General features: G+C 69.0%; 12 protein-coding genes. 8 read left to right on the plus strand and 4 right to left on the minus strand.

Annotated features, from left to right (window positions below):
* Window positions 1–36 precede the first annotated feature (36 nt).
* From ACXDF8_RS05610 to ACXDF8_RS05645, 8 genes are all read left to right on the plus strand, one after another.
* The gene (locus ACXDF8_RS05610; RefSeq protein ID WP_457222254.1) at window positions 37–1,491 is read left to right on the plus strand and encodes an HNH endonuclease signature motif containing protein; all 1,455 of its coding nucleotides are present in this window, start codon (window positions 37–39) and stop codon (window positions 1,489–1,491) included.
* A gap of 29 nt (window positions 1,492–1,520) precedes the next feature.
* Window positions 1,521–1,856, plus strand: a complete 336-nt coding sequence (locus tag ACXDF8_RS05615) for an NINE protein (protein WP_457222255.1) — start codon at window positions 1,521–1,523, stop codon at window positions 1,854–1,856.
* A complete protein-coding gene (locus tag ACXDF8_RS05620; RefSeq protein WP_457222256.1) occupies window positions 1,846–2,232 on the plus strand; it encodes a DUF2752 domain-containing protein in 387 nt (128 codons plus the stop codon). Before ACXDF8_RS05615 ends, ACXDF8_RS05620 begins: the two co-directional genes overlap by 11 nt.
* 163 nt (window positions 2,233–2,395) lie before the next feature.
* Entirely contained in the window at window positions 2,396–6,958 is a 4,563-nt protein-coding gene (gene gltB / locus ACXDF8_RS05625) for a glutamate synthase large subunit (protein ID WP_457222257.1), read from the plus strand.
* On the plus strand, window positions 6,951–8,450 hold the full coding sequence (locus tag ACXDF8_RS05630) for a glutamate synthase subunit beta (protein ID WP_457222258.1): 1,500 nt from the start codon (window positions 6,951–6,953) through the stop codon (window positions 8,448–8,450). The genes gltB and ACXDF8_RS05630 overlap by 8 nt, the downstream gene beginning before the upstream one ends.
* Window positions 8,451–8,518: 68 nt before the next feature.
* Complete coding sequence (pyk, locus tag ACXDF8_RS05635; protein WP_457222259.1) at window positions 8,519–9,937, plus strand: pyruvate kinase; 1,419 nt, start codon at window positions 8,519–8,521, stop codon at window positions 9,935–9,937.
* Between the two features lie 17 nt (window positions 9,938–9,954).
* Window positions 9,955–10,821: an acyl-CoA thioesterase II gene (locus ACXDF8_RS05640; RefSeq protein ID WP_457222260.1), complete on the plus strand. Its 867-nt coding sequence runs from the start codon at window positions 9,955–9,957 to the stop codon at window positions 10,819–10,821.
* Window positions 10,822–10,870: 49 nt separating this feature from the next.
* Window positions 10,871–12,301 carry an MprF family protein gene (locus ACXDF8_RS05645; RefSeq protein WP_457222261.1) on the plus strand — a complete coding sequence of 477 codons (1,431 nt, stop codon included), beginning with the start codon at window positions 10,871–10,873 and terminating at the stop codon, window positions 12,299–12,301.
* Here the strand turns inward: ACXDF8_RS05645 and ACXDF8_RS05650 are convergent.
* The 4 genes from ACXDF8_RS05650 to cydB all read right to left on the minus strand — a co-directional run bounded on the left by ACXDF8_RS05650 (window position 12,273) and on the right by cydB (window position 17,172).
* Window positions 12,273–12,806, minus strand: coding sequence for a DUF4190 domain-containing protein (locus ACXDF8_RS05650; RefSeq protein ID WP_457222262.1), 534 nt, complete (start codon window positions 12,804–12,806; stop codon window positions 12,273–12,275). The genes ACXDF8_RS05645 and ACXDF8_RS05650 overlap by 29 nt on opposite strands.
* 10 nt (window positions 12,807–12,816) lie before the next feature.
* On the minus strand, window positions 12,817–14,466 hold the full coding sequence (gene cydC, locus ACXDF8_RS05655; RefSeq protein WP_457222263.1) for a thiol reductant ABC exporter subunit CydC: 1,650 nt from the start codon (window positions 14,464–14,466) through the stop codon (window positions 12,817–12,819).
* On the minus strand, window positions 14,453–16,057 hold the full coding sequence (gene cydD, locus ACXDF8_RS05660) for a thiol reductant ABC exporter subunit CydD (protein WP_457222376.1): 1,605 nt from the start codon (window positions 16,055–16,057) through the stop codon (window positions 14,453–14,455). Before cydD ends, cydC begins: the two co-directional genes overlap by 14 nt.
* Window positions 16,058–16,119: 62 nt before the next feature.
* Window positions 16,120–17,172, minus strand: coding sequence for a cytochrome d ubiquinol oxidase subunit II (cydB, locus tag ACXDF8_RS05665; RefSeq protein ID WP_457222264.1), 1,053 nt, complete (start codon window positions 17,170–17,172; stop codon window positions 16,120–16,122).
* Between the last annotated feature and the right edge of the window lie 2 nt (window positions 17,173–17,174).

Genomic DNA, 17,174 nt, shown 5'->3' on the forward strand with positions numbered 1-17,174 from the left:
CGGAATCTGTCGCACCTCGGTGGCATACTCGAACGTATGTTCGATCAGATGTTGTGCGACTACTTCGAGCCGTCCGACACGGCTCAGTCGCGCGACCTGATCGAGCAGCTCAATGCTTTCTCACGGCAGGAGAACCAGGCGGCAGCTCAGCGTCTGCGCGTCATCGCCGAGCTCTTCGAACTTCGCCGCGAGGAGCGAGGCGAGCTCGAGCACTGGGCGGTGGACACCTGGGCCGCCGTCGGAGCCGAGGTGGCCGCGGCCCTGCGGGTCAGCCTGGCCAAAGCCGGCAGCCTCATGAACTACGCACTGGCCATGCGCCGGCTGCCTCGAGTCTCCGCCGTCTTCACCGCCGGTGACATCGATTTTCAGCTCTTCCAGGCTGTCGTCTTCCGCACCCACCTGATCACCGACTCCGATGCCGCCGCAGCCGTCGATGCGGACCTGGCCGCTCGCGTCGCACGCTGGCCCTCGATGACTCGCGGCCGGCTCGCCACCTACATCGACCGTGTGGTCGGCCAGCACGATCCAGACGCCGTACGCCGCGTGCGCGATCGCGCACGCAGTCGTGAAGTGAACGTCTGGAGCTCGTCGGACGGGTGCTCCGACCTGTCGGGCAGGCTGTTCGCCACCGACGCCGCCGCCCTCGACAAACGACTGCACGCGATGGCGACATCGGTGTGCGAGGCGGACCCCCGCACGATCGACGAACGTCGCGCCGACGCCCTCGGCGCCCTAGCCACCGGCGCCGAACGACTGGCCTGCCGGTGCGGCCAATCGGACTGCCCGGTCGCCGACGCGCCGGGTATCTCGGTGATCGTCCACGTCGTCGCCGACCAGGCCACCCTCGACGGGACCGGCCGCAACCCGGCGTACCTGCTCGACACCGGTGAACTCATCTCACCGGAACTGCTCGCCGAGTTGACCGCTACCGCACGTCAACGGCCGCTCGTCATCCCCACCGACGCACCCGCAGAGACCCGCTACCGCCCGTCCCGAGCGCTGGCCGATTTCGTCCGCGCCCGCGACCTCACCTGCCGTGCGCCGGGGTGCGACAAGGCCGCCACCCGCTGCGACATCGACCACACCGTCCCGTGGCCCGCCGGCCCCACGCAGGCAACGAACCTCAAATGCCTGTGCCGTGAACATCACGTGCTCAAGACCTTCTGGGGTTGGCGCGACCGACAACTCCCGGACGGCACGGTGATTTGGGAACTTCCCGACGGCCACACCTACGTGACGACGCCAGGCAGCATCCTGCTGTTTCCCGCGCTGATGGCCCCGACCGGGCCCGCTCCCGCCGAGACGAACGACACCGGCCGCTGCGCCGACCGGTCGGCGATGATGCCCCGGCGGCCAACGACCCGAGCGCAGAACCGCGCCCATCACATCGCCAACGAACGCGCCCACAACCGCGCCGAGCGACGGCCGTGTCAACCGTCCTCCGGCGGGCCGTCGCCACCCGGTCCGGACGGTGACGAACCTCCCTTCTAGGTTCGAGCCTGCTCTGGCATGCTGTGCTCATGACCGAGCCGCCGCCCAACTACCCGCCCCCGCCGCCGTACCCGGGCGCCTACTTCGACCCCGCGGCGCCGTTCGGACGTCACCCGCTGACCGGTGAGCCACTCTCGGACAAGTCCAAGGTCATCGCCGGCCTGCTGCAGCTACTCGGCCTTGTCGGCCTCGTGGGCATCGGCCGCATCTACCTGGGCTACACCGGCCTGGGCATCGCGCAGCTGGTCGTCGGCCTGGTCACCTGCGGCATCGGCGCTGTCATCTGGGGCATCATCGACGCCGTACTGATCCTCACCGACAAGGTGCGCGATCCCGCCGGTCGACCACTGCGCGATGGAACGTAGTGCCACTGTCCTAGGCACCGGGGCGGCCGCACTCGGTGCGCTCGCCTACGTGGGTCTTGCCGACCCGCACCGGCCCGGCTCGTTATTCCCGCCATGCCCGTTCAAGCTGCTCACCGGCTGGAACTGCCCGGCCTGCGGCGGCCTGCGGATGACCCACGACCTGCTGCACGGTGACCTCGCCGCCGCGGTGGTCGACAACGTCTTCCTGCTAATCGGTCTGCCGGTGCTGGCCCTCTGGATCCTCTGGCGCGTCAAGACAGGGCAGCGCGCCTTCACTGTGCCGGCGGTCGTCGTCATCGCGGTCGCCGCCGTTGCCTGGACGGTGGTCCGCAACCTGCCGGGCTTCCCGCTTGTCCCGACGCTTCTCGGCCAGTAGCCGTCCGCCTGCGCTGATACACTCGGAACCTGGTGTGACCTCGCGTTCGCACCACATCCTCGGGCCGGTGCAGTCCCGGACATCAGACGTCAGACTGCGGTAAGGCCACCACTCTCGAGCGAACAGCTTTCCCGCCGCATGACCGACCGCGGAGGAGCGTGGAATGCTGTTCTCAGCACTTCCCCCAGCGCAGGGTCTTTATGACCCCCAGCACGAGTCCGACTCGTGCGGCGTCGCGATGGTGGCCGACATACAGGGTCGCCGGTCCCACCAGATCGTCGCCGACGGCCTCGTCGCGCTTGAGCACCTCGAACACCGCGGTGCCGCCGGCGCCGAGCCCAACAGTGGTGACGGTGCCGGGATTCTGCTGCAGCTGCCCGTCGAACTGCTCACCGGCGTCGTCGATTTCGCACTGCCGAATGCCGCCGCAGAAAAGGCAGGCGACGCCGACAACAACTTTGCCGCGGGCATCTGCTTCCTGCCGCAGGACCTCGCCGCACGCGAGAGAGCCGTCGAGCGCATCGAGGCGATCGCCGCCGAGGAAGGCCTGGAAGTGCTCGGCTGGCGTGAGGTGCCCATCGACCCAGATGGTGCTGAGGTCGGCGTGACGGCACTGGGCTGCATGCCGTACATGTCGATGCTCTTCGTCGCGGCCCCGGAACGAAACGGCAACCGGCCCAGCGGAATCCACCTCGACCGCCTCGTCTACCCATTGCGCAAGCGTGCCGAACAGATCGACGAGGGCGTCTACTTCCCGTCGCTGTCCAGCCGCACCATCGCCTACAAAGGCATGCTTACCACGATGCAGCTGCCGAAGTACTTCCCGGATCTGCGCGACGAACGCTGCATGAGCGCCATCGCCATCGTGCACAGCCGCTTCTCCACCAACACCTTCCCGTCCTGGCCGTTGGCGCACCCGTTCCGTTTCGTCGCCCACAACGGCGAGATCAATACAGTTCGGGGTAACCGCAACCGCATGCATGCCCGCGAGGCCATGCTGGCGAGCTCGACGATTCCCGGCGACCTGAGCCGGCTTTCGCCGATCTGCACCCCCGACGCGTCGGATTCGGCGTCGTTCGACCAGGTTCTCGAGCTGCTGCACCTCGGCGGCCGCAGCCTGCCGCACGCGGTGATGATGATGATCCCCGAGGCCTGGGAGAACAACACCACCATGGCCCCGGCTCGGCGCGCCTTCTGCCAGTACCACGCCTCGCTGATGGAGCCGTGGGACGGGCCGGCCTGCGTGACGTTCACCGACGGCACCGTGGTGGGAGCCGTGTTGGACCGCAACGGTTTACGGCCGGGTCGGTGGTGGCGCACAATCGATGACCGGGTGATCCTGGCCAGCGAGAGCGGAGTCCTGGACATCGCCCCGGGCGAAGTGGTGGCCAAGGGCCGGCTCGAGCCGGGCAAGATGTTCCTGATCGACACCGCGGCGGGCCGCCTCGTCTCCGACGACGAGATCAAGGACCAGCTCGCCGCCGAGCATCCCTACGACGAATGGTTACATGCAGGCCTGCTGGACCTCGCGACGCTGCCCGCTCGCGCCAGGGCCGTCCCCAACCACGAGTCAGTGGTACGGCGCCAGATCGCCTTCGGCTACACCGAGGAGGATCTGCGAATCCTGTTGACGCCCATGGCCGCATCTGGTCAGGAACCGCTCGGATCGATGGGCACCGACACCCCGGTGGCCGCCCTGTCTCAGCGCTCCAAGCTGCTCTACGACTACTTCGTGGAACTGTTCGCCCAGGTCACCAACCCGCCGCTGGACGCCATCCGGGAAGAGATCGTCACCTCGATGGCTCGCGTCATGGGGCCCGAACAGAACCTGCTCGACCCCACCGCCGCCTCCTGCCGCCAGATCCTGCTGCACTGGCCGGTTCTGGACAATGACGAACTGAACCGCATCGTCCACATCAACGACGACGGCGAGCAGCCCGGCCTCAAGTCGGCCGTGCTGCGCGCGCTCTACGACGTCGAGCGGGGCGGGGAAGGGCTGGCCGAGGCGATCGAGGAACTGCGTCAGCGCGCCACCGACGCGATTGCCAAAGGCGCTCGCACACTGGTGATCTCCGACCGCGACTCCGATCACACCCGGGCGCCGATCCCGTCGCTGCTGGCCGTGTCGGCGGTGCATCACCACCTGGTGCGGACCAAGGAACGCACCAAGGTGGCGCTGGTGGTGGAAAGCGGTGACGCCCGCGAGGTGCACCACATCGCGCTGCTCATCGGTTACGGCGCCGCCGCGGTCAACCCGTACCTGGCCTTCGAGTCGATCGAGGACCTCATCCGCGAAGGCGAACTCACCGGCATCGAGGCGGGCACAGCCGTGCGCAACTACCTCAAAGCGCTCGGCAAGGGCGTGATGAAGGTGATGAGCAAGATGGGCATCTCGACCGTCGGCTCCTATACAGCTGCACAGGCATTCGAAGCCATCGGCCTGAGCAAGGACGTCGTCGACGAATACCTCACCGGCACCGTCAGCCAGCTCGGTGGGGTCGGGCTCGACGTGCTGGCCGAGGAAGTCAAGCAGCGCCACCGCCGGGCCTACCCGGAGAATCCGACCGAGCGGGTGCATCGCCGGCTGGACGTCGGCGGCGAGTACCAGTTCCGCCGCGAGGGCGAACTGCACCTGTTCACCCCGGAAACGGTCTTCCTGCTGCAGCATTCGACCCGCACCGGACGCGAGGAGGTATTCGCCAAGTACTCCGAGGAGGTCAACCGGCTGTCCCGGGAGGGCGGCACGCTGCGCGGGCTGTTCACCTTCAAGAAGGGTCTGCGGCCCCCGGTACCGCTGCACGAGGTGGAGTCCGCCGAGTCGATCTGCGCCCGGTTCAATACCGGCGCGATGAGCTATGGCTCGATCTCCCAAGAGGCGCACGAGACCATGGCGATCGCCATGAACAACCTCGGCGGCCGCTCCAACAGCGGTGAGGGTGGCGAGGACGAAGACCGACTCTACGATCCGACTCGGCGCAGCGCGGTCAAGCAGGTGGCCTCCGGCCGGTTCGGGGTCACCAGCGACTACCTGGTCAACGCCACCGACGTCCAGATCAAGATGGCCCAGGGCGCCAAGCCAGGGGAGGGCGGTCAGCTACCCGGGTTCAAGGTGTATCCCAACATCGCCAAGACCCGGCACTCGACACCCGGAGTCGGTCTTATCTCACCGCCGCCGCACCACGACATCTACTCCATCGAGGACCTCGCCCAGCTGATCCACGACCTGAAGAACGCCAACTCGCAGGCCCGCATCCACGTCAAGCTGGTCAGCTCGGTCGGCGTTGGCACGGTCGCTGCTGGGGTGTCCAAGGCGCACGCCGACGTGGTGCTGATATCCGGGTTCGACGGAGGTACCGGTGCGGCCCCGTTGACCAGCCTCAAGCACGCCGGCGCGCCGTGGGAGATCGGCCTGGCCGACACCCAGCAGACGTTGGTGCTCAACGGTCTTCGCGACCGGATCACCGTGCAGTGCGACGGTGGCCTGCGCACCGCCCGCGACGTGGTGATCGCCGCGCTGCTCGGTGCTGAGGAGTTCGGCTTCTCCACCGCTCCGCTGGTAGTGGCGGGCTGCATCATGATGCGGGTCTGCCACCTCGACACCTGCCCGGTCGGGGTTGCCACCCAGAATCCGGAGCTGCGCGCCCGGTTCAACGGCAAACCGGAGTTCGTCGAGAACTTCTTCCGGTTCATCGCCGAAGACGTCCGAAAGATGCTGGCCGAACTCGGCTTCCGCAGCATCGACGAGGCCGTCGGGCACGCGGACGTGCTCGAGACCGACGAGGGATTGGCGCACTGGAAGAGCAAGGGGCTGGACTTCAGTCCGATCTTCGCGGTGCCGGAGACGACGCACAGCCAGCGTCGCCGCACCCGCGATCAGGACCACGGCCTCGACCACGCGCTGGACCAGACGCTGATCGCGTTGGCGGAGGGCGCGCTGGAGGACGCCCATCCGGTGCGCCTGGAACTGCCGGTGCGCAACGTCAACCGCACGGTCGGCACCCTGCTGGGTTCGGAGGTCACCCGCCGCTACGGCGCCCAGGGACTGCCCGACGAAACCATCCACATCACCCTGACCGGCTCGGCCGGCCAGTCGATCGGGGCCTTCCTGCCGCCGGGTATCACCCTGGAACTGATCGGTGACGCCAACGACTATGTAGGCAAAGGTCTTTCGGGTGGCAGGGTGATCGTTCGCCCGTCCGACGACGCTCTGTTCCTGCCCGAGGACAACGTGATCGCCGGCAATACCCTGCTCTACGGCGCCACCTCCGGCGAGTTGTACCTGCGCGGCCGGGTCGGTGAGCGGTTTGCCGCGCGCAACTCCGGGGCGCTGGCGGTGACCGAAGGTGTCGGCGACCACGCCTGCGAGTACATGACCGGCGGCCGGGTGGTCGTGCTCGGGCGAACCGGCCGCAACATGGCGGCGGGCATGTCCGGTGGCATCGCCTTCGTGCTGGGCCTCAACCGGGCCCACGTCAACACCGCGATGGTGCAGCTGCAGAAGTTGGAGCCCGACGACCTGGAGTGGCTGCACGAGGTGGTGGCGCGCCACGCCCGCCACACCGGCAGCACGCTGGCCCGGTCGGTGCTCTCCGACTGGCCAAGGCGCAGCGCCCAATTCACCAAGATCATGCCCACCGACTACCAGCGGGTGCTCGAGGCCACCCGGATGGCCAAGGCCGAAGGGCGTGACGTCGACACCGCGATCATGGAGGCAAGCCGTGGCTGACCCGACCGGATTCCTCAAGGTTCCCAAGATCGAGGCGGCCAAGCGGCCCGTCGACGAGCGGGTCGGGGACTGGCGCGAGGTGTACGAGCGCCAGGATTCCCAGCACCGCGCCGCCGAGGTGGCCCAACAGGCCCGCCGTTGCATGGACTGCGGAATCCCGTTCTGCCACTCCGGAACCGCGGGCTGCCCGCTGGGCAACCTGATCCCGGAGTGGAACGATCTGGTGCGCCGCGGACGGTGGGACGCCGCGAGCGAACGGCTGCACGCCACCAACAACTTCCCGGAGTTCACCGGGCGGTTGTGCCCGGCGCCGTGCGAGGCCGCCTGCGTGCTGTCCATCGCCGAGCAGCAGACCGGCGGCAGCGTCACGATCAAACGCATCGAGAACACCATCGCCGACCAGGCGTGGGCGATGGGCATCGTCGAGGCGCAACCCGCGGCGATCGGCACGGGCAAAAACGTCGCTGTCGTCGGCTCCGGGCCTGCCGGGCTGGCCGCCGCCCAGCAGCTGACCCGCGCCGGCCACCACGTCACCGTCTACGAACGCGACGACCGTCTCGGCGGCTTGCTGCGCTACGGCATCCCCGAATACAAGCTGGAGAAGGCCACCCTCAACCAGCGGCTGGCTCAGATGCGGGCGGAGGGAACGCGGTTCGTCACCGAATGTGAAGTGGGCGTCGATCTCTCGGTGGACGAGCTGCGTAGACGGTTCGACGCGGTGGTGCTCGCCGTGGGCGCGTTGCGGGGCCGCGACAACGACGTCGAGGGCCGCCGGCTCAAGGGCGTACACCTGGCGATGGAGCACCTGGTGCCGGCGAACCGGGAATGCGAGGGCGACGGGCCGTCGCTCATCTCGGCCAAGGGTAAGCACGTGGTGATCATCGGCGGCGGCGACACCGGCGCCGACTGCCTGGGCACCGCGCACCGTCAGGGCGCGGCGTCGGTGACCCAGCTGGACTACAACCCGCGGCCACCGGACGTCCGCGACGACGAGCTGTCTCCGTGGCCCACCTGGCCGCTGGTGCTGCGCACCTCGCCGGCGCACGCCGAGGGCGGCACCGTGCACCACCAGGTGGCCGTGCAGCGCTTCGTCGGTGACGAGCAGGGCAACGTGCGCGCCATGGTGATCGCGGAGGTGAAGGTGGAACGCGTCGACGGACGGCGCGTCATCACCCCGGTCGGGGAGGCCCTCGAGATCCCGTGCGACCTGGCGCTGCTGGCGATCGGGTTCGAAGGCGTCGAGCGCATGACGTTGCTCGACGACCTCGGCATCGCGTTGAGCCCGCGTGGGGCGATCTCCTGCGGCTCGGATTGGCAGACCGACGCGCCCGGAGTGTTCGTCTGTGGGGACGCCCACCGCGGCGCGTCGCTGGTGGTGTGGGCCATCGCCGAAGGCCGCGCCGCCGCGCATGCCGTCGACGCCTTCCTGATGGGGGAGTCGGATCTGCCCGAACCGGTACGGCCGAACCAATTGCCGTTGGCTGTCGTCTGAGTGAATACCGTCCCACCCCCATCTGGATCGGTCGAGATGCCCATGAACGGCGACTATGCTGAGGCGTCGTGACTAGACGCGGCAAAATCGTCTGTACCCTCGGGCCCGCCACCAGCACCGACGAAACCGTCAAGGCGCTGGTCGACGCGGGCATGGATGTGGCCCGGCTGAACTTCAGCCACGGCGACTACGTCGACCACGAGGGCGCATACAAGAGGGTTCGTAAGGCATCCGACTCGACCGGTCGTGCGGTGGGCATTCTCGCCGACCTGCAGGGACCCAAGATCCGGCTTGGACGCTTCAAGGACGGCCCGACCCATTGGGCCAACGGCGAGACGGTGCGGATCACCGTCGAGGACTGCGAGGGCACCCACGACCGGGTCTCGACCACCTACAAGAACCTCGCCCAGGACGCCCAGCCCGGCGACCGGCTGCTCATCGACGACGGCAAGGTCGCGCTGATCGTCGAGCACATCGACGGTGACGACGTGGTCTGCACCGTCACCGAGGGCGGACCGGTCAGCAACAACAAGGGCCTGTCGATGCCGGGCATGAACGTCTCGGTGCCCGCGCTGTCGGAGAAGGACATCGAGGACCTGGAGTTCGCGCTGCGCCTGGGTGTGGACCTGGTGGCGCTGTCGTTCGTCCGCTCACCGGCCGACGTCGAGCTGGTGCACGAGGTCATGGACCGGGTGGGCCGGCGCGTCCCGGTGATCGCCAAGCTGGAGAAGCCCGAGGCGATCGACAACCTCGAAGCCATCGTGTTGGCGTTCGACGCCGTCATGGTGGCCCGCGGCGACCTCGGCGTCGAGCTGCCGCTCGAAGAGGTTCCGCTGGTCCAGAAACGCGCCATCCAGATGGCCCGGGAGAACGCCAAGCCCGTCATCGTCGCCACCCAGATGCTGGAGTCGATGATCGAGAACTCCCGCCCCACCCGCGCCGAGGCGTCCGACGTCGCCAACGCCGTCCTCGACGGTGCCGACGCGGTGATGCTGTCCGGGGAAACCTCGGTGGGCAAGTTCCCGCTGGAAGCGGTCCGCACGATGGCGCGGATCATCCGCGCCGTCGAGGAAAACTCGACGGCTGCGCCGCCGCTGACCCACGTTCCGCGTACCAAGCGTGGCGTCATCTCCTACGCGGCGCGCGACATCGGCGAGCGGCTCGACGCCAAAGCCCTGGTGGCCTTCACCCAATCCGGTGACACCGTCAAGCGGCTCGCCCGGCTGCACACCCCGCTGCCGCTGCTGGCGTTCACCGCGCTGCCCGAAGTGCGCAGCCAGCTGGCGCTGACTTGGGGCACCGAGACGTTCATCGTTCCGCATATGAAGCAGACCGACGACATGATCCGCCAGGTGGACCATTCGCTGCTCGAGCTGGGTCGCTACAAGCGTGGCGACCTGGTGGTCATCGTCGCTGGTGCTCCGCCCGGCACAGTAGGCTCGACCAATCTGATCCATGTGCACCGGATCGGGGAGGACGACCACTAGACCCCGGGAGAGAACTGTTGGCCAGAGCGGACCTTGACGACCTGCTGGCCATTCTCGACCTCACAGTGCTGCGCGACGACGTGTTCGCCGGTGCCCATCCGCGGAAGAACCCGGTACGTACGTTCGGCGGCCAGCTGATGGCCCAGGCGTTCGTGGCGGCCAGTCGCACCCTGGTGCACGATCTGCCGCCGAGTGCGTTGTCGGTGCATTTCATCGCCGGTGGTGACCCGGCCGCCGATATCGAGTTCCACGTGGTGCGGCTGCGCGACGAGCGGCGCTTCGCCAACCGGCGGGTGGACGCTATCCAGAACGGCACCCTCCTGGCCACCGCGCTGGTGTCGTATCTGACCGCGGGCCCCGGCCTCGAGCACAACACCGAGATGCCGGTGCTGGCCGCGCCCGAGACCCTTCCCACGATTGACGAGGTGCTCGCCGGGTACGAGGACGTGGTACCCGGATTCGTTGACGCACTGCGACCGATCGAGTGGCGCTACGCCAACGACCCGGCATGGGTGATGCGGGAGAAGGGCGGCTGGCTGCCGCACAACCGGGTGTGGCTGAAAGCCGACGGGCCGATGCCGGACGATCCGGTGCTGCACACCGCGGCGATGGTCTATTCCTCGGACACCACCGTGCTCGACTCGATCATCACCACCCACGGCCTGTCGTGGGGCTGGGACCGGATCTTCGCGGTGACCGTCAACCATTCGGTGTGGTTTCACCGGCAGGTCGACTTCGCGGACTGGGTGCTGTATTCGACCGGCTCACCGGTGGCCGCCGAGTCGCGGGGCCTTGGCACCGGCCACTTCTTCGACCGGACCGGTCAGGTGGTGGCCACGGTCGTCCAGGAAGGCATCGTGAAGCACTTCCCCGGCAAGGGCTGAACCCGGGCGTACTGTTTATCTGTTCGACAGACCAGCCTGGGGAGGTGGCATGACCAAGCCTCCGGTCCGGACAGAACAACGTGTGCGGGCCCGAGAACGGGTCGTCGTGCATGTCGACACCCTGGCCGCCCGTTGGATCGGCGCACTTGCGCTGCTGATCGCCGCGAGCTGGCTGACCCTGCTGGTCGTGCGCTCCCATCACCAGGCGAACTGGCAAGCCGACGGCCGGCTCGCGTGGTCGCTGACGGTGCTGGCTGCCGTGGCGTTCATCGCGCGGGGCATCTTCCTGGGCCGGCCGGTGACCGCCGTGCACGCAATCGCCGCCGCCGGGACAGTACTGGCCGGCCTTGCCGCGCACATCCTGGCCTTCGACGTGCTGGGCAATCTCGCCATCGCCTCGTCGGGGCTGGTGTTGATGTGGCCGACGACGGCGCGACCCGAGCCCGGGCAGTTGCCCCGGGTGTGGGCGCTGGTGAAGGCGACGAGCGACGATCCGGTGGCCCCGTTCGCCATGCAGATCCTCAAGAGTTACCACTTCAGCGCCGACGGCACCGCGGCGATCGCCTACCGCACCCGGCTGGGCTACGCAGTGGTCAGCGGCGACCCGATCGGGGACGAACGCCGGTTCGCCGAACTGGTCGCCGATTTCACCGGCATGTGCCACACCCGGGGCTGGCGGGTGGTCGTCCTCGGCTGCAGCCAGCACCGACTCGGATTGTGGGCGGATCCCGCGGTGGTCGGCCAGACACTGCGCCCCGTCCCGATCGGGCGGGACGTGGTGATCGACGTGCCGGCGTTCGACATGGTCGGCCGCCGGTTCCGCAATCTGCGGCAAGCGGTTCAACGCACCCTCAACTTCGGCATCACCACCGAGGTGGTCGCCGAGCAGGATCTCGACGACGAGCTGCTCGCCGAGCTCAGCGACGTGCTGCTGTCGTCGTCGAAGGGTTCACGCACCGAGCGTGGCTTCTCGATGATCCTCGACGGGACGCTGACCGGTCACTACCCGGGCATCCTGCTGATAATCGCCCGCGACCGGGCCGGCACCGTGCAGGGCTTCCACCGCTATGCGGTGGCCGGCAACGGCAGCGACGTGACGCTCGACGTCCCGTGGCGGCGCCGCGGCGCCCCGAACGGAATCGACGAACGGCTGTCCGTGGACATGATCGCCGCGATGAGAGAGGCCGGCGCGCAACGGCTCTCGCTGGCGTTCGCGGCCTTCCCGGAGATCTTCAACGACTCCGAACGGGGCCCCTTGAGTAGCTTCTTCTACACCGCGATCCACCTCGGTGACTCGCTGATCGCGCTGGAGTCGCTCTACCGCTACCTGCGCAAGTTCCATGCGCTCGGCGACCGCCGCTACGTGCTGTTGTCGCTGACACAGGTGCCGCCGCTGCTGGCGGTCCTGCTGTCGCTGGAGTTCCTGCTGCGCCGGCGGCACCTGCCCACCACTACGGGACCGGCGTCACCGTCACGCTGAGCTTGTTCTCCACGGACTGCTTGAACTCGTCGGCGCACTTCTGGATCTCGGCCTTGTCCTGCCCGGCGTTCTGCAGGCAGTCGATGTAGTCGCCGGCGCCCACTTGCTTGAACACGCCCACCCAGACGGCGATGAAGGCAAGCCCGACGATGATCGCCAGGAAGCCCAGCACCACGCCGGCCAGCGCGACCCCGCCGTTGTTGGCCTCGCCGCGTTTGACCCGGCTGCGCCCGGCAAAGCCGATGACCACTGCGACGATGCCCAGCACGATGCCGCCGGCCACCGAGAACGACGACAGCAGCGCGACCACCGCAATGACAAGGGCAGCCACACCTAACCCGTTGCGCGGGCCGGTCGGCGCCGGTGGCGGATAGCCCGCGTACGGCTGCGGCGGGGGCGGCGGATAGCCCCCGGGGTAACCACCCGTGGGGTACGGATACGGATACTGCGGCGGGGGAGGGACCGGGTTGGGGTGCTGAGGTGCCTGCTCCGGGGGCTCAGTCATGGGGTGCACGTTACCCGGCATCGGCGATGGGCAGTCTGCGACAGGCGACGGAGTCCCGGAGTTGGTGGGTGGCGACGACCACGGTGCGGGTCGGCGGCAACAGCCCGTCGTGCTGGTCGAGCAGGGCATCGAGCAGACGCCGGCCGTCTTCGGCGTCGAGGTGTTCGGTCGGCTCGTCGAGCAGGACGATGGGGGCGGGGCACAGCAGCACCCGGGCCAGCAGCAGCCGTCTGCGCTGCCCCGCGGACACCGCGGTCGCGCCGCCGACCAGAACGGTGTCCAATCCGTCGGGCAGGCTGCCCAGCCAGGCGTTGAGGCCGACGGTGGCCAGTGCGTGGTTCAGTTCGGCATCGGCACAGTCGCCGCGGGCGACCAGCAGGTTGTCCCGCACGGTGGTGCTGAACAGGTGCGCGTCCTCGGCGAAATAGCAGACCGCGCTGCGCAATTCGGACTCGCTCAGTGCGCCGGTGGGGGTGCCGTCGAGTTCGACCGTGCCGGCGGCCGGCTCGAGCAGCCCGGCCAGGGTCATCAGTAGTGCGGTCTTGCCCGCGCCGCTGCGCCCGGTCACGGCCAGCCTGGCGCCGGGCTCCAGGGTCACGGTGACGGGGTTGCCGACGGTGCCGCCCGGGTAGCCGGCGCGTACGGTGTCGGCGCGCAGCTGCGGGGTGTTGGCCGGTGGGGAGATGGTGACGGGCGCGGCGCCGGCCGCGGCGGGCACCAACTCCAGCAGCCGGACCGCGGCGATTCGGCCCCGGGTCAGTGCGACCGCGGCGCCGGGCAGGGCCGTGACCGCCTCGAAAGCCGACAGCGGCAACAACATCAACACCGCCAGTGTGGTCGGCGCGGTGTGCGCGGCGATGCCGATGCCGACGATGACGGCGCCGAGAACGCTGGCGCCGATCGCCAGTGTCGGCACGGCCATGGCCGCCGCGGCCGGCGCTGCCGCGCGGTCGATGGCGCGTCCCCAATCCCGCTGGCGCTGTTCGGCCTCGGCAATCAGGGCGGGCAGCCGGCCGGCGACCCGCAGCTCGGCGGCGTGTTCCAGGGCGGTGATCGCCGCGACGTCGCGCTGTGATTGTTGTTGACGCGCAACATGTTCCTGCGCCCACGCGGCACGGGCGGCCAGCCAGGGCGCCAGCCCACCGGCGATCAGCAGGCACACGGCCAGGACCACGGCGGCGGCAGGGGAGATCAGCGCGATGACGGCGGTGGCGGCCAGCCCGAGGAGGACGGCGACACCGATTGGGACGAGGGCACGCACCAGGATGTCGGCCAAGGTATCGACGTCGGCGCCGAGACGGGTCAGCAGCTCACCGCTGTGCAGCCGGGTGGTCACACCGGCGGGCCCGTGGGCCAGTCGGCGGTAGATCTCGCCGCGGGCGTTGCCCGCCGAGCGCAGCGCGGTGTCGTGCGAGGCGAGCCGTTCGCAGTAACCGAGCACCCCTCGGGAGATGCCGAAGGTGCGGACGGCGACGACTGCCACCGACAGGTCGAGCACCGGGGGCATCTGCCAGGCTCGGGTGATCAGCCAGGCGGAGACTCCGGCCAGCGCCAGCGCGCTGCCGAGCGACAGCGCCCCGAGGATGATGGCCAGCAGCAGCCGGGGTAACCGTGGCCGCAACAAACCGAGTGCGGCGTGCAGGCCGTCAGGTGAGGGCATGACGGCCTGCCTCCACCCGGATGACATGGTCGGCGATGTCGACCAGGCTGGCGCGGTGGGCGACGACGACGACGGTGGCTCCGGCCGCGGCGCGTTCGGTGATGGCCCGCAGCACGGTGCGCTCGGTGTCCTCGTCGAGGTGTGAGGTGGGTTCGTCGAGCAGCAGCACCGGCGCCCGCGAGCCCAGCACGCGCGCCAGCCCGAGGCGCTGGCGCTGGCCGAGTGAGAGCCCGGTACCGCCGCGGCCGAGTATCGTGTTCTCGCCGTCCGGCAGGCTCGCGACGACATCGGCGAAACCAGATGTACGGCAAGCGCTTTCGGGGTCTTCCAGTCGACCGAACAGGGCCAGGTTCTCGGCGACGGTGCCGGGGACGATCACCGGACGTTGGGCAAGCCAGGCCAGCTGTGACCACCATGCCGTCGGGTCGAGGTCGGCGACGTCGACACCGCCCACGGTGATCCGGCCTCCGCTGGGGCGTTGCAGTCCGGCGATCGCCAGCAGTGTGGTGGTTTTGCCCGCCCCGTTGGCGCCGGCGAGCACGGTGACCAGGCCGGGTAACAGCTGTCCGGACAACCCGGCAGGGGAGCACCCGTCGCGCCCCGCGACGGAGACGTCGTCGAGTTCGATGACCGCGCCGCGCGCCGTAACGGTGCGGGTGCCGGCCGCCGGAGCCGGGTGTTCCTCGATCAGGGCGAACGCCTTGTCGGAGGCTGTTTTTCCGTTCTGGGCGGCGTGGAACTCCACGCCTACCCGGCGCAGCGGCCAGAACACGTCGGGAGCCAGGAGCAGCACGGTGAGCCCGGCCGCCAGGGTCATCTCGCCGAACACCAGGCGCAGCCCGATACCGACCGCCACCAGGGCAACGCCGAGGGTGGCGATGAGTTCGAGAACCAATGCCGACAGGAACGCGATCCGCAGGGTTGCCATCGCCGAGCGGCGATGTGCGGCAGCGAGTTCGGTGATGCGGGTGGCCGGCCCGTCGGCGCGGCCCAGCGCGCGCAGCGTGGGGATACCGGCGACGAGGTCCAGCACACGCGACTGCAGGGTGGTCATCGCCGCCAGGGCGGCCGCCGAGCGGTCCGCGGTGGCCAACCCGATCAGGATCATGAAGATTGGGATGAGCGGCAACGCGATCACGACGATCGCCGCCGATTCGAGGTCGTTGAATGCGATGACGATCACGGTGGCCGGGGTCAGGATGGCCGCCAGGAACAGGGCGGGCAGGTAGCTGGTGAAGTAGGGGCGCAGCCCGTCGAGTCCGGAGGTCACCACGGTCGCGGCGTCGTCCCTGCGGGCGTGGTGACTACCGGGTGGCAGTGCGGTGACGGTGCGCAGCAGCTGCCCACTGAGGTCGGCGATCACCGCGCTGGCCCCGCGCTGCCCCAACCGGCCCTGCCACCACAGGGTCAGTGCGCGAATGATCCACAGGGCGACCAGGATTGACAGCGACGTGCGCCAGTGCCCAATGCTGCGGGCGGTCGGATCGGTGATGACGCCGGCCACCAGATGGCCGAGCACCACCGCGGATGCGACGGCACAGCCGGCGATCAGCGTGCCGCATGTCACCGTGGCGACCAGATAGCGGCGCACCGCCGCCGACGCACGCCACAACCGCGGATCCAGCGGACCCGGTCGGCGTGCGCCGCGGCTGCTCAGGGAACGCGCCTGTGGGGCAGCCCGATGGACGGCGGAATCGACTCCGCGAAGATCCGCTTGCGGAACACCCAGTACGTCCAGGCCTGGTAGACCAGCACCAGTGGGGTGAATATTGCAGCCGCCCACGTCATCACCTTGAGCGTATACGGGCTGGAGGATCCGTTGAAGATGGTCAGGTCGTAGGCCGGGGCGATGGTGGACGGCACCAGGTTGGGGTACAGCGCGCCGAACAATAGGATCACCACTCCGGCGATCACCACCGACGTCGCCAGGAACGCCCAGCCTTCGCGCGCCGCCCCGGTCGCGGCCACCGCCGCCAGTTGGGCGAGGACCGCCACGGCCAGCACCGCCCACGTCCACGTCTTGCCGTGGGCCAGCTGGGTCCACAGGCCGAACGCGGCGACCAGGATGGTGGCGGGCAGGCTCAGGACGCGCGCCAACCGGACGGACTCGGTGCGAAGGTCGCCACCGGTCTTCAGGGCCAGAAACACCGCACCGTGAAACAGGAACAGCGCACAGGTCGCCAGTCCGCCCAGCAGGGTGTAGGGGTTGAGCACGTCGGTGACCGACAGTCCGACGACATTCTTGTCCGGCCCGACGGGCAGCCCGTGGACCAGGATGGCGAATGCGACGCCCCACAGGATCGCGGGTAGCCACGACCCGGCCGCGATGCCGATGTCGCACCAGCGCCGCCACTTCGGGTCGTCGATCTTGCCGCGCCATTCGATGGCGACGATGCGGGCGATCATCGACAGCAGGATCACCAGCAGCGGCAGGTACAGCGTCGAGAACACGGTGGCATACCAGTGTGGGAAGGCGGCGAACATCGCGCCGCCCGCGGTGATCAGCCACACCTCGTTGCCGTCCCAGACCGGACCGATGGTGTTGAGCACGGCGCGGCGGCGCGTCTCTTCGCTACCCGCGGCGGCGGTGCCGCGCCTGCCGAGCCATTGCATGAGCATGCCGACGCCGAAGTCGAAGCCCTCCAGGACGAAGAAGCCCAGGAAGAGCACCCCCACGAGGATGAACCAGATCTGTTGCAGTCCCATGA

Source organism: Mycolicibacterium sp. CBM1 (assembly GCF_054073305.1).

Bases quoted from the DNA above. Each gene is read 5' to 3' on its own strand.
- ACXDF8_RS05610 (WP_457222254.1), top strand. From the start codon at position 37: ATGTTCGATCAGATGTTGTGCGACTACTTCGAGCCGTCCGACACGGCT.
- ACXDF8_RS05615 (WP_457222255.1), top strand. From the start codon at position 1,521: ATGACCGAGCCGCCGCCCAACTACCCGCCCCCGCCGCCGTACCCGGGC.
- ACXDF8_RS05620 (WP_457222256.1), top strand. From the start codon at position 1,846: ATGGAACGTAGTGCCACTGTCCTAGGCACCGGGGCGGCCGCACTCGGT.
- gltB (WP_457222257.1), top strand. From the start codon at position 2,396: ATGCTGTTCTCAGCACTTCCCCCAGCGCAGGGTCTTTATGACCCCCAG.
- ACXDF8_RS05645 (WP_457222261.1), top strand. From the start codon at position 10,871: ATGACCAAGCCTCCGGTCCGGACAGAACAACGTGTGCGGGCCCGAGAA.
- ACXDF8_RS05650 (WP_457222262.1), bottom strand. From the start codon at position 12,806: ATGACTGAGCCCCCGGAGCAGGCACCTCAGCACCCCAACCCGGTCCCT.
- cydC (WP_457222263.1), bottom strand. From the start codon at position 14,466: ATGCCCTCACCTGACGGCCTGCACGCCGCACTCGGTTTGTTGCGGCCA.
- cydB (WP_457222264.1), bottom strand. From the start codon at position 17,172: ATGGGACTGCAACAGATCTGGTTCATCCTCGTGGGGGTGCTCTTCCTG.